This window comes from uncultured Acetatifactor sp. (assembly GCF_948601915.1).
Lineage (GTDB): Bacteria > Bacillota > Clostridia > Lachnospirales > Lachnospiraceae > Acetatifactor.
Genome location: NZ_CAPDXS010000131.1, coordinates 1 through 14,953, shown reverse-complemented (window position 1 = coordinate 14,953; position 14,953 = coordinate 1). Strand labels below are relative to the sequence as shown.

The 14,953-nt window shown below is 55.0% G+C and carries 19 protein-coding genes and 1 pseudogene; all 20 read left to right on the top strand.

From position 1 onward, the window contains the following. The coding region (locus Q2B33_RS18840; protein WP_330691398.1) for an Mbov_0395 family pilin-like conjugal transfer protein at positions 1 to 224 on the top strand (224 nt) is incomplete at its 5' end. A gap of 93 nt (positions 225 to 317) precedes the next feature. Next, on the top strand, positions 318 to 569 hold the full coding sequence (locus Q2B33_RS18835) for a DUF6133 family protein (protein ID WP_330684683.1): 252 nt from the start codon (positions 318 to 320) through the stop codon (positions 567 to 569). Positions 570 to 639: 70 nt separating this feature from the next. Beyond that, positions 640 to 1,224 carry a SpoVG family protein gene (locus Q2B33_RS18830; RefSeq protein ID WP_300566856.1) on the top strand — a complete coding sequence of 195 codons (585 nt, stop codon included), beginning with the start codon at positions 640 to 642 and terminating at the stop codon, positions 1,222 to 1,224. Positions 1,225 to 1,284: 60 nt separating this feature from the next. After that, positions 1,285 to 2,115 carry a conjugal transfer protein TrbL family protein gene (locus Q2B33_RS18825; protein WP_300566853.1) on the top strand — a complete coding sequence of 277 codons (831 nt, stop codon included), beginning with the start codon at positions 1,285 to 1,287 and terminating at the stop codon, positions 2,113 to 2,115. Between the two features lie 13 nt (positions 2,116 to 2,128). Then, entirely contained in the window at positions 2,129 to 2,341 is a 213-nt protein-coding gene (locus tag Q2B33_RS18820; RefSeq protein WP_300566850.1) for a mercury transporter, read from the top strand. 13 nt (positions 2,342 to 2,354) lie between these two features. Beyond that, the gene (locus tag Q2B33_RS18815) at positions 2,355 to 2,690 is read left to right on the top strand and encodes a hypothetical protein (RefSeq protein WP_300566847.1); all 336 of its coding nucleotides are present in this window, start codon (positions 2,355 to 2,357) and stop codon (positions 2,688 to 2,690) included. A gap of 133 nt (positions 2,691 to 2,823) precedes the next feature. Then, positions 2,824 to 4,464, top strand: coding sequence for a DNA (cytosine-5-)-methyltransferase (dcm, locus tag Q2B33_RS18810; RefSeq protein ID WP_300566844.1), 1,641 nt, complete (start codon positions 2,824 to 2,826; stop codon positions 4,462 to 4,464). Beyond that, positions 4,454 to 5,056 carry an MT-A70 family methyltransferase gene (locus Q2B33_RS18805; protein WP_300566841.1) on the top strand — a complete coding sequence of 201 codons (603 nt, stop codon included), beginning with the start codon at positions 4,454 to 4,456 and terminating at the stop codon, positions 5,054 to 5,056. Before dcm ends, Q2B33_RS18805 begins: the two co-directional genes overlap by 11 nt. Beyond that, a complete protein-coding gene (locus Q2B33_RS18800; protein ID WP_300914163.1) occupies positions 5,026 to 5,520 on the top strand; it encodes a hypothetical protein in 495 nt (164 codons plus the stop codon). Before Q2B33_RS18805 ends, Q2B33_RS18800 begins: the two co-directional genes overlap by 31 nt. After that, a complete protein-coding gene (locus Q2B33_RS18795; RefSeq protein ID WP_300566836.1) occupies positions 5,489 to 6,100 on the top strand; it encodes an A24 family peptidase in 612 nt (203 codons plus the stop codon). The genes Q2B33_RS18800 and Q2B33_RS18795 overlap by 32 nt, the downstream gene beginning before the upstream one ends. Positions 6,101 to 6,235: 135 nt before the next feature. Then, the gene (gene cpaB / locus Q2B33_RS18790; protein WP_300566832.1) at positions 6,236 to 7,156 is read left to right on the top strand and encodes a Flp pilus assembly protein CpaB; all 921 of its coding nucleotides are present in this window, start codon (positions 6,236 to 6,238) and stop codon (positions 7,154 to 7,156) included. 63 nt (positions 7,157 to 7,219) lie between these two features. After that, positions 7,220 to 8,125, top strand: coding sequence for a zeta toxin family protein (locus Q2B33_RS18785; RefSeq protein ID WP_300566829.1), 906 nt, complete (start codon positions 7,220 to 7,222; stop codon positions 8,123 to 8,125). Between the two features lie 77 nt (positions 8,126 to 8,202). Then, positions 8,203 to 8,925 (top strand): site-specific DNA-methyltransferase, encoded by a 723-nt coding sequence (locus Q2B33_RS18780; RefSeq protein WP_300566826.1) that lies wholly within the window; start codon positions 8,203 to 8,205, stop codon positions 8,923 to 8,925. Further along, a complete protein-coding gene (locus Q2B33_RS18775) occupies positions 8,909 to 10,303 on the top strand; it encodes an ATPase, T2SS/T4P/T4SS family (RefSeq protein WP_300566823.1) in 1,395 nt (464 codons plus the stop codon). Before Q2B33_RS18780 ends, Q2B33_RS18775 begins: the two co-directional genes overlap by 17 nt. Before the next feature lie 16 nt (positions 10,304 to 10,319). Then, entirely contained in the window at positions 10,320 to 11,189 is an 870-nt protein-coding gene (locus Q2B33_RS18770) for a hypothetical protein (RefSeq protein WP_300566820.1), read from the top strand. A gap of 112 nt (positions 11,190 to 11,301) precedes the next feature. Further along, entirely contained in the window at positions 11,302 to 12,132 is an 831-nt protein-coding gene (locus Q2B33_RS18765) for a DNA methyltransferase (RefSeq protein WP_300566817.1), read from the top strand. A 219-nt stretch (positions 12,133 to 12,351) separates the two neighbouring features. After that, complete coding sequence (locus Q2B33_RS18760) at positions 12,352 to 13,269, top strand: hypothetical protein (RefSeq protein WP_330688344.1); 918 nt, start codon at positions 12,352 to 12,354, stop codon at positions 13,267 to 13,269. Between the two features lie 11 nt (positions 13,270 to 13,280). After that, positions 13,281 to 14,156, top strand: coding sequence for a secretion protein F (locus Q2B33_RS18755; protein ID WP_300566811.1), 876 nt, complete (start codon positions 13,281 to 13,283; stop codon positions 14,154 to 14,156). Positions 14,157 to 14,246: 90 nt separating this feature from the next. After that, positions 14,247 to 14,648 carry a DUF4320 family protein gene (locus tag Q2B33_RS18750; RefSeq protein ID WP_300566808.1) on the top strand — a complete coding sequence of 134 codons (402 nt, stop codon included), beginning with the start codon at positions 14,247 to 14,249 and terminating at the stop codon, positions 14,646 to 14,648. A 96-nt stretch (positions 14,649 to 14,744) separates the two neighbouring features. After that, positions 14,745 to 14,953, top strand: a pseudogene (locus Q2B33_RS18745) (hypothetical protein); the annotation flags it as partial.

Below are 14,953 nucleotides of genomic sequence, written 5' to 3'. Positions count from 1 at the left end.
CCACGGGAACAGAAAAACTGATTGCCGATGCCACAACCTGGCTGATGGTGCTGGCCCCTGTGGTGGCGGGGCTTCTGATTATTTATTTCTGCATCCGGCGGTCAGCGGCGGACGAGATGGATCAGAAGAAATGGAACAACCGCATTGTAGTAGCCATCGTTTCCTGTATCGGCGCGGTGCTGGGGAGCGCCACGCTGAACATCATCATCGGCTACTATCAGTAAAAAGTTCGCAATGGAACGGGTATAACCGCAGGGATTTCCTGCGGATCAGCCAATACAACTATCAATTTCATCCAGGAAAAGGAGAATGAATCTATGAAGAGACTGACTGACAAGATGAACAATCTGGCGGTAAAGGGCTATGTGAAAGGGATGCAGGCCAGGGCGAAGCTGGCGGAGGTGATTGCCCAGAAGTCCGGTGAGGGATTTGTGGATACGGCGCTGAAGATCCTGATCTCCGTGGTGGTGGGCGCGCTGCTGCTGGCGGGGCTGTACACGCTGTTCAAGGACACCATCCTGCCCACCCTGACCCAGAAGATCACCACCCTGTTCAACTATCAGGGATAAGGCTGGCAATGGCTGCCGTTCCTGCCCATTGGGGCGGGAGCGGCCATTTTCAACGGAAAAGGAGGCTTTGATGAAAGTTAAGAGCAAGATTGTTTCCCGCTATGAGGACAAGGGCAGGCTGAAAGCCGTCGCCACCGTCTGCCTGGACGGGAAGTTCCTGGTGACAGGGGTGCGCGTGGCAGACTGCCAGAAAGGGCTGGCCGTATTCATGCCCAGCCGGGAGATCCATGCAGGGGAGTACCGGGATATCTGTTTCCCCATCACTTCGGAGCTGTACAAGCAGATCAAGGACAGCGTGCTGGATGCATATGCAAGGCCGGAGGATGACGACCCGGCTTATGGGGACGGCCTTGGGATGGATGGGAAAGCGGGGCAGGCGGAAAGACCTACATCTGTTGCTGCGAATGGACATAGTACAGCATCGGGAAACGGCGGACAGACGGAAGAAGACCCATTTGTTGCTACAGACCGGGAGGGCAATGGGAAAGCACCGGAAAGCAGAGGGCAGACAGGAGAAACGGCACAGGCGGATTACGCAGCAATGCCGGAAACGGGGATTCTGCCGGAGAATGGAAGACAGACGGAGAATCCAGCGGGAGATGGGCTGTCAGGGGAAACCGTTCAGCCGGAGGACACGGCACAGCTCGGCCAGTGAGCAGGCGCAAAAATAAGGTGCCCGGCGGGAGCCATCCTGCCGGGCGTGGGAGGTGATGGATTGGAAGTAATCCTTGTGTTGCTGATTGTGGCCATATTGAACGGTGCGGTGGCATTCATTGACGAGATGCTCTCTGACCTGGTTCCCATGACGCTCCACGCAGACCAGTACATGACCGGGGCGGGAGGCGGCAGCATGGTGGACGTGCTGTTTGAAATTCTGCTGGGCTTCGGAGTGTCGCTGATTATTCTGAAATTCCTGAAAAAAGGGTTTGAGTGTTATGTGATGTGGACAGACGGAGATCCGGACAGCGAGCCGGTGTACCTTGTGACCCGATTCATCCAGGCGGTTGCCGTGGCGGTATGCTTTCCGGTGCTGTATGGGTGGATGGCTGATATTACCACCAGTTTGACGGATGAATTACTGGTGGCTATCGGCGCCGCTACGGATTATGACTGGATGGCATGGGTGGAGGGGCTGTCCTCGGCGGGGATTGTGACGGCCATCTTTGGACTTGTGTTTGTCATCAGCTACTTCATGCTGTATTTCCAGTTCCTGATGCGGGGACTGGAGATCATGATTCTGCGGATCGGCGTGCCGGTGGCCTGTGTGGGGCTGCTGGATAATGACAAGGGAGTGTTCAAGAGCTACATGATGAAGTTCTTCCAGTCCGCCTTTTCCGTGGTGGTGCAGATCGCCCTGTGCAAGCTGGGGGTGGGCATGATGATGAATCTGAGCGTGTTCTGGGGGATTGCCTGCATCGTGCTTGCCATCAGGACGCCCCGGTTCTTAAGCGAGTTCATGGTGCCGGCCGGCGGGGGCAGCGGCGTGGTGAACAATGTCTACCATTCCGTGCGCCTGGTGGGCATGGCAAAGAACCTCATAAAGTAAAGGCGGTGGCGATATGGTGACGATAGACGACATCTCCATGGCTGCCATCACGCTGATCCGGCTGGGTGCGGTGTTCCGGTTCATCTACTGCATGGTGCGGCTGGAGGGCGCGGAGGAAGAGCAGATGCAGTACCGGAAGCGGGCAAGGAATACGGTGCTGTTCTATGTGCTTGCGGAATCCATCTGGCAGATCAAGGAGATTGTATTTTACTACTACGGGGCATAGGAGGAGAGCGGAGTTGGAGCATGAGATCAGCCTGTATATCCCTACGGGGGTAAAGGCACAGAACGAACTTTTCAACGGCTTTGGGAGGCGGGAGCTCCAGCAGAGCGCCGTGGGTTCCCTGCTGGGAGGGGCGGTGGCAGCCCTTTTGTGGCTGGTGTCCGGGAACGTGGCACTGACAGTCGTGGCGGCCCTGACCGGGATTTTTGGCAGCGTGATGATGTGTACCAAAGACCAGAACAACCAGAGCGTGGTAGACCAGATTGGGAACATGGTGCGGTTCGGCCGCAGCCAGCAGATCTATCCCTACCGGATGCTGGACGAGTGGGGGGAGGGCATGGGGCTGTATTAAGGGGGTAAAGGACAAAGCCAAAGTACAGTGGGATGGTCCCCCAAAGAATGGGCATTGCCTGTATCGGCTGCTCCGTGGATGGAGGGGCCTTTCGGGCTGCAGAAAAAATAACTTTAGACAGGAGGGCATACATTTGACGTTTCTTGACCTTTTCGCCGGGATTGGAGGATTCCGAAGAGGTCTCGAAAGAAGCGGGCATGCCTGTGTGGGGCATGTCGAAATCGATAAATACGCAAATAAAAGCTACATGGCAATGTACGGGCTGGAATACTGTCCTTATGGGACAGGCGGCCCGGACGCAAACAGCTGCAGGATGTGCAGGCAGGAGGTGAGGGAGGGCTGTGATGGGACAGGATGCAGAGAGGGATGTAAAGGCGAGTGGTACGCAAAGGACATTAAACAGCTCACAGCAGGAGAGGTTCCAAAAGCTGAAATCTGGACTTTCGGATTTCCTTGTACCGACATTAGTATCAGCGGCCGAATGGCAGGGCTCCATGGGGAGAGAAGCGGACTCTTTTTTGCGGTCACTGGTCTGCTCAAAGGCACGTCTCCCGAAGATAAGCCCCGATACCTTATCGTTGAGAATGTTAAGAATCTTGTGTCTAACGAGGGAGGCGGGGATTTTACCACCGTTCTCTTTGAACTATGGGAGGCAGGGTACGACTGTGAATGGTGCGTTGTCAATTCCAAAGACCACGGCGTCCCCCAGCACAGGGAACGAGTGTACCTTGTTGGATATCCTGGAGGAAGAGGTGGACGAAAAATATTTCCTCTCAGCGGAGCAAACCCGGCGCCTGTTAAAAGGCTCCTGGACGGGAAGCAGGGAAAGCGGGTCTACGACACAACAGGGACATCCATCACCCTGACGGCAAACGGAGGGGGATTTGCCGGGAGGACAGGGCTGTATGCCGTGCCGGTGGACGGCGGAGAGGGCATCGCCGGGGAACAGGGGCGGGAAAGGACATCCGTAGCCAGCGATACCGGGGCGAAAGACGGGACATTTCCGGCAGGTGATGTCAGGGAGCAGACTGGTGCATTTACAGACAGTGGTGCCAGTGAACAGAGCGGGACGCTTACGGCCAGAGATGTCGAAGCGCAAAATCTTAATCCGGAGCAGATGGCTGACCGTGTGAAAATGCCGCCCTGCGTATCGTTTATTGATTTGAGCCGGGAACCGAAGCTGACGGGGCTTTCCCGGAGCGTCATGGCGAAACAGTATGCCGGGATCGCCAACCACAAGGGGGAGACTTCCGGCATCTTCATCTGCAAGGGGCACCCGGAATGTGTGCGGGCAGTGATCACCCCTGACCGCATGGAGAAGCGGCAGAACGGGCGGCGGTTCAAGGAGCCGGGGGAACCCAGCTTCACCCTGACCTGCCAGGACCGGCACGGCATCCTCCTATGTTGCATGGAAGAGGGGCTTGCCATCCGGGAGGCGAAGAAGGACGGATATACCAAAGCGGTGCATGGGGACGGCATCAGCCTCTCCTTTCCCAATAGCACCACCAGCAGGGGCCGGGTGGGGAAGCAGTGCGCCCAGACACTGATGACAGGCGGCAACATGGGAGTCCTGCTGTGCTGCCGCATCCGCAGGCTGACCCCGAGGGAGTGCTGGCGCCTGCAGGCGTTCGATGACTTCCTGTTCGACCGGGCGGAGGCGGCGGGGATCAGCGACGCCCAGCTCTACAAGCAGGCCGGGAACGCCGTCACCGTCAACGTGGTGTATGAGATCGGCCTGAAGCTGGCGGAAAGCGGGGTGGCGGATGAAGTTTAACGTGCTGTACATCGACCCGCCGTGGGCTTACCAGGTCTATTCCAAAAAGGGACAGGGGCGGAGTGCGGAGAACCATTACCGCACCATGCAGATTGAAGATATCTATGCATTGGATATCAATGGGATTGCGGCGGAGGACTGCGCCCTGTTTCTGTGGGTGACGTTTCCCTGTCTGCTGCAGGGGCTGGAGGCTCTCCGGCGCTGGGGGTTTACCTATAAGACACTGGGGTTCTGCTGGGTGAAGCGATGCCGGAAGCAGACGGATAAATGGTTCTGGGGGCTTGGATTCTGGACGAGGGCTAACCCGGAGCTGTGCCTGATTGCCACAAGGGGAAACCCAAAGCGGATGTCAAAGGCGGTACACTGTATCGTGGACACGCCGGTGGAGCGGCACAGCAAGAAACCGGACGAGGTGCGCAGGCGGATTGAACTGCTGATGGGGGATGTCCCCCGTGCGGAGCTGTTTGCCAGGGAATGTTATCCCGGCTGGGTCTGTGTTGGTGACGAGATTGACGGCATGGATATCCGGGATGCCATCGAACGACTGAAAGGAGGTGCAGGATGGACTTTCAGGAACGGATGGAGCTGCTGATGGAGCGGGCGGAGGAGGAATACGGGAAGCTGTTAAAGGACGCTGATTTCTCTGATGAGAACCTGCTGAAAGAAGCAAGGCGGATTGCGGCCATGGACATGATATACCGGAACCTGGAAGGATTCCTGGCCGGAAGCCCTACAGACGTGGAGGCCATGCTGTTTTATGACCGGCCGCTGGAGGCGTTTTACAATAGCCTGCGGGAGCAGGATCAGGTGCTGTTGAACGGGATGGTGGAAGCGCTGAACGGATTCCTGACAGATACCAGGAAGCATATCTATGAAGTCTGGGTACAGGGAGAACCGGCACTGGCGGAAGAGATGCGGAAAGCGCAGGAATTTTTTGCCATGGAGCAGGAGATTGAGAGGCAGGCGGAAAAGGAAGAGCGGGAGATGGCAGCCGGGACATATCAGGGAACGGCAGGGGACGGAGATGGAAAGGAGGAAGATGGACTGGAACGCTGATACATGGAACCTTTTCCTTACATTCACGCTGCTTTCCATGTTTGCCGGCCTGTTGTGTGATATGGCAATGCGCCGGTATCTGAAAGAAACGGAAGAGTTGCACATGACGGCGGGAATTGGCATGGCGGTGACAGCCGTGTTCATAGGAATCCACGGATTTACTCCGGCTGCATTGCGCTGCGTCCTGCTGTGTTATGTTCTGGTACTGGCAGGGGCGGCGGATATTGCCACCCATGAGATACCGGATGCCCTCCACCTGTTGGTTGCTATGGCGGGACTGATTGGATTACAGCCTGTTTCTGCGCTGTTGGGCTTTCTGTTGGTTCCCCTGCCCTTTCTGATGGCGGCTCTGAAAACCGGAAAAATAGGAGGCGGGGATGTGAAGCTGATGGCGGCCAGCGGCTTTGCCCTGGGGGTGTCCGGCGGTTTCTGGATGATGTTCTGGGGGCTTTTGATGGCGCTTTTGTGGAACGCATCCATGCGCAAAGGAAGAGAGGACACTTCCCTGGAGAAGAGCAGCATTCCGCTGGCACCGTTTCTGGCATTTGGCTGTTTTGTGGTATTGCTGCCTGTTTCATAGGAAAATTTCGGGTAAGGTTTCTGGTATAGACAATGAGAAGTAAAATGTAAAAGGAAACAGAAACGCTCCTGAGTCTGTTGGTTTAAGCCGGCAGACTCAGGAGCGCATTAAATTTGACTGGAGGAAAGAAACGAAATGAAAAATCTTTTGAAGAACCGGATTGTGGTGGGGCTGGTCTGCATCATTGTGGCCCTTGCCATCTGTTTCGGACTGACGCCCATGTTCAATGATGCCCTGACTTCCACGGTGGAGATTGTCCGGGTAAATGCGGAGATTAAGGAGGGAGACCAAATCACGGCAAAGATGGTGACAAGCGTGGAGGTGGGCGGCTATAACCTGCCCCCCAACGTAGTGTACCGGGTGGAGGATGTGGTGGGCAGGTATGCCAACACTGACCTTTACAAAGGGGACTATATACTTGCCAGTAAGCTGTCAGACACGCCCCAGCTGAAAAATGAGTACCTTACCGGCCTGGACGGGACGAACCGCGCCATATCCATCACTATCAAAAGCTTTGCGGCAGGGCTGTCCGGCAAGCTGGAGCGGGGGGACATCGTTTCCCTGATTGCCAGTGACGTGGGAGACCTGCGGGAGACCCTTATCCCTGCAGAATTACAGTATGTGGAGATTATCGCCACCACCTTAAGTGACGGCACAGACAGCGATATGCAGGAGGAAAAGGACGATGCGGGGCTGGCATCCACTATCACCGTCCTTGTAACTCCCGAGCAGGCTAGACTCCTTGCGGAACTGGAACAGGAGGGGAGCATCCATGCAGCCCTTGTGTACCGTGGGAACCGTGAGAACGCAGACAAGTTCCTGGAGGAACAGGCCAGAGTGCTGGAGGAACTATATACGGAAGAGCCGGAGGAAACGGAAGGAGAGGAAGGCGCAGAAGGAGAAAAACCTGCAGATGATGAAAATACCGGGGAAGAAGATGGCGGGGAAAGCGGTTCCGAAGATGGGGAAAAGAAACCGTCCGGGGCAGAAGCGGAAAAAGCAGGACAGTCAGAAGAGGCCGCCGACAAGGCTGATGATACAGGTAGCCAGGAATAGGAGGCGGGAAGGTTTGAAGATATTGATTGATATGCGTACTGAAACGGATAAGGGGGTATCCATATGGAACAGGACAAAATGCTGACCATCATGGGGAGTCCGGGGAGTGGAAAGACCACCACTGCGGTGAAGCTGGCCCGCACCCTTGCGGCCAGAAGAAAGAACGTGATTCTGGTTCTCTGCGACCCGTTTACGCCCGTAATCCCTGCATTGCTCCCGGCAGGAACATTGCATGACACTTCCCTGGGTTCCCTGCTGACGGAACCGGGGCTGACACAGGGCAACATCCTGAATGCCTGCGTCCCTGCGCCGGGAAGCGAATACATCAGCCTGCTGGGGTACAAAACAGGGGAAAGCCTGATGAACTATCCGAAAGTAACACGGGACAAGGCGCTGGAACTGTTTGTGTCCCTGCGGTATCTGGCAGATTATGTCATTATAGACGGCACCACCATCTTTGAAGCAGACCCGGCAACCTTTGTGGCCATTGAGACGGCGGACAGGGTGCTGAAAATGGGGACGGCTAATCTGAAAGGAATTTCCTGGTTCCAGACCCATTCCCCCATGCTGGCGGACAGCCGCTACCGGAAGGACAGGCAGGTGACGGCAATGGGGAACCTGAAAGTGGGGCAGGACTGGGAATCCGTTTCCGGCCAGTACGGGGGAGTGGACTACATGCTGCCCTACACGGCGGAACTGGAACAGCAGGACAATGAGATGGCGCTGTTTGAGCCGATGTTCTCCCAGGAAAGCACCGTATATCAAGCGGAGATTAACCGCATCCTGCTGGACGTGTTTGACTTCCAGGTGGCGCCGGCCCGCCAGACAGGAAAGACAATGGCAGATGTGAAGAGAGCCGTACCGGACAGGCCGGAGAAAGCGCCCACGGCAGGAAGGGAAAAGCACAGGGAGAAGAGCGGAAAAGGCGGTTTTAAAGTGCCGTTCGCAAGGAACCGGGGCGAGTTTTGATGTGGGAGACAGGCAGCCGGATGGAGGAAAGGAAATGAATGGAGATAAAAAGAAATCAGGTTTATGAAGCGGACTGTATGGAAGTTATGAGAAGCCTTCCGGATGCAGGCATAGATCTGGTCATTGCAGATCCGCCGTATTTCCGTATGAAGGGCGGGTTTGACTTTGTGTTCCGGACAGAATCGGAATATCTGGAATGGTGCATGGGATGGGTGTCGCAGTGTTACAGGGTTCTGAAACCTACCGGCGCTTTTTACTGCTGGGGGAGCTGCCAGATGCTTGATAAGCTTTCGGTTTTGGTCTTAGAGCGGTTTGGCTGGATAAAGAGGAACCTGATTGTCTGGAATTATGCCACGGGACGGCCGGGGAAGTCCACTTACCGGCATGAAAGTGAATTTCTCTGGTTTTACAGCAATCCCTTACATGAAATCAGGCATGACAGCATCCGCATCCCCTACCATGCCGGGGGTGAAAAGGATAAGCGGAAAAACCCAAAAGGGAAAACCTGCGGGGATGTCTGGGAATGTTCAAGGGTGAAGCCGAATTACCGGGAGGCCACAGGGCATCCGACCCAGAAACCGGAGAAGCTGTCGGACAGGATTGTGCTGGCCAGCAGCTCCCCTGGCGATTTGGTACTGATACCTTTTGCCGGTTCAGGTACGGAAATCATTTCCTGCATGAAGAACGGAAGGGATTTTATTGCGGCGGAAATCAACCCCGTCTATGTAAAGGAGATGATTCTGCCGCGGATGGAGAAAGTAAAAAATGAAAGGGGGAACCTGATTGCAGGAAACATTTGACATTCATGGCTATGCGGGGATGTTGGGCGGAGAAATCCGCCTGCGCCCGTTTCCGGAAGTCTTAAAGGAAGTGCAGGAACATATCACAAAAAACTATGCTTCTACCCTGAAAGACGAACCGGACGAGAGCCGCGACCAAAGCAACAAAAATCAGTTGCTTGTAAAGTCTTACATCCAGAAATATCTGGAAAATAACCACCTGGGAGTGGAGGACACGGAGCAGGAGGAATTATGCGAACTGATTTACGGGGAGATGACCGGCTTTTCCTTTCTGACCAAGTACCTTTACCGGGATGATGTGGAGGAAATCAACATCAACCAGTGGAAGGATGTAAAAGTCACCTATTCCAACGGGGAGATTCTGCCCTGTAAGGAGCATTTCAATTCTCCCCAGCATGCTGTTGATGTGATAAGGCGGATGCTCCACAAATCCGGCATGATTTTTGACAGCGCCCAGACCATCGTGGTGGGGCATCTCTCCAATAAAATCCGCATTACGGTGATGGGGGACGGGGTAATCGACAGGGATAAGGGGCTGTCCGCATCCATCCGTATCGTCAATCCCCGGAAGCTGACAAAACAGCAGTTTGTGAACTATGGGACGGCAACGGCGGAGATGCTGGACTTGCTGGCGGCCTGTTACTGTCACGGGGTATCCATGTGCATCACCGGCGCCACGTCCAGCGGAAAGACTACGCTGATGAGCTGGATTCTGGGGCAGGTTCCCTACAACAAGCGGATTGTCACGCTGGAGCAGGGCTGTCGGGAGTTTGACCTGACCGCAGAGGATGAAGCGGGGAACGTGCTGAACAACGTGGTCCATCTTGTGACCCGGTTCTCCGATGACCCCAAGCAGAACATCACCCTAGTGAAGCTGTTGGAGACCACCCTGACCATCAACCCGGACTGTGTGGCGGTGGCGGAAATGAAGGGCGCCGAGAGCATGCAGGCCATCAATGCGGCCAACACCGGTCATTCCGTCATCACCACTATCCATGCCAATTCCTGTGCGGATACCTATTACCGGATGGTGACGCTGTGCAAGCAGTCCTATGACATGGACGATTCCACCCTGATGGGGCTTGCCACCAAAGCCTTCCCCATTGTGGCCTTTGCGAAGAAGCTGGAGGACAACAGCCGCAGGCTCATGGAGATTTCCGAGTGCGAATACCTGCCGGACAGCACCCGACCCGGTGAGAGCAGGCAGAGAATGCGCACCCTGTATCGGTTCAATATCACGGACAACCGAATTGTGGAGGGCAAGGCAAAGATTATCGGACACTATGAGAAGGTGGAGCCGCCGTCCGAGGGGCTTCTGAAACGGCTGCGGGAGAATGGGATGTCCTTTAAGACACAGCAGCAGCTTTTCGGCATTTAGGCAGGAGGTGGTGGGATTGAGCCTTGTTGCACTGAAACAGCCCTATTTATTACAGGTCATGTATGATGATGAGCCATTGAACCCCCGTGAGGACTATGATAATTTCGGCCATATGATGTGCTGGCACAGGCGGTATAACCTGGGGGATGAGAACCGTTTTGAAATACCTAACGATTTTCTGATGAACCTTGTAAAAAGGACAGCATCGGAGTATGCCATTATCCGGTATGCCCGTTTTGGAAAATCGGAAAGCATCCGCCTTTCCTACGATAAGTCAGCCCATGGCTGGTCCATAGAATGTTATGACGGCCACTCTAAGAAATGGTATCAGGAGGATTTTGTGGAAGGCCGGCTGGAGGATAATACCAGGGATGTGGCGGACAGGCTGGTGGAAGCCATGACGGACGGAGATTTAGTGAAAATCGCAAGTGCGGAGAATGTGATATTACCTCTGGATTTATATGACGGTTCCAGCCTGCGGATGTCGGTGAGTTCCTCTGCGGGCAGAGCCGGGTATGCGGAGCGGGGTTCCGGGCTTGTAGGGTGGATTTATGCCACGGCTTCGGAAATCCGTGCGGAGTATGGCAGCGTGTCAGCAGAGAACGTGGAAAAGGCCAGACAGACGCTTTGTTCGGAAGTGCAGGATTATGATTATTACCTGTCCGGTCAGTGCTATGGATACCGCCTGTATGAGAACGGCGAAGAAACGGACAGCTGCTGGGGGTTTCTGGGATATCTGGAGGATGTGCTGAAAGAGATTGCCGGGGAGGTCCTGCCGGAGAGCCACCGGGATATGGTGGAGGAGCTGCATGAAGTCTCCGACACGAAGGTTATTTATAAGGGACATGAGGATTTTGTGGAAGAGATGGGGGCACTGGAGAGGTGAAAGGCTGCGGCATGGTGGCCGCACGGGAGGAGCCATGTGGCCGCATCCTGTTGGGGGCCAGTGCCTGTATGGCTGTCCGTTGTCAGGGCAGGGAAAGGAGAGGGGCTTATTATTGTCAGGGACATTTGGGGAGGGGATGGAGGGCAGGGCAGGACTGTCAGACCGGATCTTCTGCATGGACTGCATGGACCTGTTCCCACAGATACCGGACGGCTATGTGTCGATGATACTTTCGGACCCTCCATATGGGATTTCCTATCAGAACCATTTCACCCGGACAAGGCATCAGGTGCTTGACGGTGACGGAGGGATGGACTATGGGCTTCTTGCACGGGAGAGCTACCGTATCCTGAGGGACAACTCCCATGCATATTTCTTTACCCGGTTCGACTGCTACCCATACCATTATGAGTGCCTGCGGCAGGCGGGGTTCACTATAAAGAACTGCATGGTGGTGGAGAAAGGGACGATAGGGGGGATTGGAGACCTGAAAGGCAGCTATGCCAATAATGCCGAATGGGTCATCTTCTGCCAGAAAGGGCGGAGGGTCTTCAACCACACGGCATTGCTGCCCAACAGGAAAAGGGCGGGGGACAGGATCCATGCAGGGGAGGGGCCGGGCAGGAGGTACAAGACGAGGTTCAACGCCTGCTGGTTCGGCCCGGAATATCCCAAGGCGACCTATAACTCCGCATGGCAGAAGCAGAACGGGATATACCACCCCACTGTCAAGAACGTGGAGTTCCTTTCATGGCTGGTCCAGATATCCAGCCATCCGGGGGAGCTGGTGTTTGACGGGTTCATGGGGACTGGGAGCACCGCGCTTGCGGCGGCATCCACAGGCAGGAGGTATCTGGGTGCGGAGATCAATCCGAGGTATTATGAAACGGCGGTAAGGAGGATCGCGGAGGCGCGGCATGGTGGGCAGCCTAAAGGCACATAGCTCCAGAAAGAAGCTTTTACCGGCAATTACAGGGGTGTATATGTATAATGGCCCACTGACAAAAAGGGGAAAGGGGCAGGGCTTACTATGGTCAGGAGACGATAGGGGCGTTAGGGAAGAGTGCCGGAGGGGCCCTGTAAGAAAATGGGAACCGAAAAAACATTGATACAGAATCTATGACAGCGAAAAGGAGGGAACCAACGATTGACGACACTTGTGATGATAGCATTTTTACTGGCGGTGACGGGGTGTTTTCTCATGCTCCGGTTATCGCCTTTTTCTTTTCTGGAGGGACTGGCGGCATTTGTAAAGCCGAAAAAGCAGTCCATGAAAAGCCGGATTGAACAGAGCCGGAAGAGCAGGCAGCCCAGAGGACTGAAACTCTTATTTCTGGAAACAAAGGAAGTCCTGCGGGTGACAGGCAAGGGCGGCATGTTCTCCATGCTCTGCGTCCTGTCCATGCTTCTGTTCGTGGTGGGCGTCCTCATGGCGCTCACCATGAAGAACACCTATATGGTGCCGGTACTGGCGGCCGGCCTTGCCCTGCTCCCCTTTTACTATGTGAAGTTTACGGCAGGGCGGCATAAGAAGCAGATCAACACGGAACTGGAAACGGCCCTTTCCATCATCACCACCAGCTATCTGCGGGGAAAGAATACCATCATCCGCGCCATAGAGGAGAACCAGCCCTATTTGAATCCGCCTGTGGCAGAGGTGTTCCGTAGTTTTCTCCTGCAGGCTAAACTTATCAACTCCAACTTAAAAGAGGCTTTGGAGCAGATAAAGCCGGGGATTGACAACGGGGTGTTCCATGAATGGGTGGATGCCGTGATCGCCTGCCAGGACGATTACAACTTAAAGTCCACCCTGCCGCCCATTGTGGCGAAGCTGTCCGACATGCGGGTGGTGTCTGCGGAGCTGGATTTGCTGCTGATGGAGCCGGTAAAGGAGTACATCACCATGGTGGTCCTGCTTCTGGGCAGCATCCCGCTGATGTATTTTCTCAATAAGGAATGGTATCACACACTGATGTTTACGGAGTTCGGGAAGATCCTGTTGGCAGTCTGCGGCGGGGTGATCTTCGTTTCCGTGGCGGCGGTGGCAAGGCATACACGGCCTATTGAGTACAAACGGTAGGGGGTGGAGGGATGCACAATCTAATCTTGCTTTTCTTTGCCCTGTTTTTTGTCATGGGGCTGTACCTGGTTCTGGCGGCAGTATTCCATGTGCCCACCTACCGGGCTACAAAGGCGGTATTGAATACCGTGAAGAAGAACAGAAAACAGGCGAAAAATTCCGATGCCGTGTTGATGGAACTGGCCTCCAAGCTGGCAAAGGTGCTGCCTATGGATGGTTACAAGAGGAGGAAGCTGACCGCCACGCTGAAATCGGCAGAGATTCCTTTGACGGCGGAGCAGTATGTCTCCCTTGCCATGGTGAAGGCCGGGCTGGTGCTTTTGGGTGTCATCCCCTGCCTGTTTATCGTTCCCGTCATCTCCCCAGCTTTTGTTGTCGCCGGTATCGGGATTTATTTTTCCGAGAGCAATAAGGCGGAAAAGAAGATCACGGCCAGGAGGGAGGAGATCGAGTACGAGCTGCCCCGGTTCGTGGCAACGCTGACCCAGGAACTGCAGGCCAGCCGGGATGTGCTTTCCATGCTGGAGACTTACCAGAAGAATGCAGGGGCAGCTTTGAAGAATGAACTTGCTATCACGGTGGCGGATATGCGGACCGGGAACTTTGAGGGGGCATTGACCAGGTTTGAAGCCAGAGTGTCCAGTGCACAGCTTAGTGATGTGGTCCGGGGACTGATTGGTGTCCTGCGCGGCGATGACGGAGTGGCGTTTTTCCGGATGCTCAGCCATGACATGAAGCAGCTGGAGCTGCAGCGGCTGAAAAAGCTGGCAATGGAGCGGCCGCCGAAGATACGGAGGTATTCTTTCCTGCTGTTGGGCTGTATGCTCCTGCTGTACATGGGGGTGATGGGGTATCAGATTCTCGGCACCATGTCGGGGATCTTCTGAAGGAGTGGAACATGACGATTTTAAAGCAGAATACTCTTCTCTGGCTGACAGGATGGCCGGAAAGGGCAGACAGGGACAGGAGGTGAAACTGTGCTTAAGAGGATTTTGAAATCGAAACAGGGAGAGGGCTACATAGATGTTGCCATCGGCATCCTGTGCCTGATGCTGGTGGTGGCGCTGGCAGTAAGCCTCTTCCCTGTCTTTACCACAAAACAGCAGCTTGACCTTTTTGCGGCGGAGATTGTCCGGGAGGCGGAGATGGCCGGGGGGACGAACGTGTCATCCCGCATCAGCATCATGCGCCGGCAGACCGGCCTGAACCCGCAGATTGAATGGGACTGTGACTATTTCAGCGGGAGCCGGGTGCAGCTGAACGGCAATATTTCCGTGACGCTGACGGACACCGTAGATATCGGGTTCTTTTTCTTCGGTTCCTTTCCCATCCAGATACGGGCAAAGGCATCCGGCAAATCGGAAGTCTATTATAAGTGACGGGGGTGATGGAACTTGAAGAAAAACCAATCAGGGAATTTTTTGCATGGGGGAAAGGAAGAGGGTGGCAGGAGAAAGGGATTCAGGGGCAGGGCTATGTTTTCCCATGGAAAAGCCCTTGCCAGAGATAAAAGCGGTAATTCCACTCCGACCATCATTGCCCTTATCCTGGGGCTTCTGTTCCTGGTCTGCGCCATGTCGGAGTTTTTCCGTCTGATGATCATTGCCCAAGGGGTGCGGGACGGGCTCCAGCAGGCGGTCATCAGTGTGGCGACCACCAACTATGACGAGACTTACCGGGGGCT

Coding starts and splice junctions, on each gene's coding strand:
- Q2B33_RS18835 (WP_330684683.1), top strand. CDS start 318: ATGAAGAGACTGACTGACAAGATGAACAATCTGGCGGTAAAGGGCTAT.
- Q2B33_RS18830 (WP_300566856.1), top strand. CDS start 640: ATGAAAGTTAAGAGCAAGATTGTTTCCCGCTATGAGGACAAGGGCAGG.
- Q2B33_RS18820 (WP_300566850.1), top strand. CDS start 2,129: ATGGTGACGATAGACGACATCTCCATGGCTGCCATCACGCTGATCCGG.
- Q2B33_RS18805 (WP_300566841.1), top strand. CDS start 4,454: ATGAAGTTTAACGTGCTGTACATCGACCCGCCGTGGGCTTACCAGGTC.
- Q2B33_RS18800 (WP_300914163.1), top strand. CDS start 5,026: ATGGACTTTCAGGAACGGATGGAGCTGCTGATGGAGCGGGCGGAGGAG.
- Q2B33_RS18795 (WP_300566836.1), top strand. CDS start 5,489: ATGGAAAGGAGGAAGATGGACTGGAACGCTGATACATGGAACCTTTTC.
- cpaB (WP_300566832.1), top strand. CDS start 6,236: ATGAAAAATCTTTTGAAGAACCGGATTGTGGTGGGGCTGGTCTGCATC.
- Q2B33_RS18785 (WP_300566829.1), top strand. CDS start 7,220: ATGGAACAGGACAAAATGCTGACCATCATGGGGAGTCCGGGGAGTGGA.
- Q2B33_RS18780 (WP_300566826.1), top strand. CDS start 8,203: ATGGAAGTTATGAGAAGCCTTCCGGATGCAGGCATAGATCTGGTCATT.
- Q2B33_RS18760 (WP_330688344.1), top strand. CDS start 12,352: ATGATAGCATTTTTACTGGCGGTGACGGGGTGTTTTCTCATGCTCCGG.
- Q2B33_RS18755 (WP_300566811.1), top strand. CDS start 13,281: ATGCACAATCTAATCTTGCTTTTCTTTGCCCTGTTTTTTGTCATGGGG.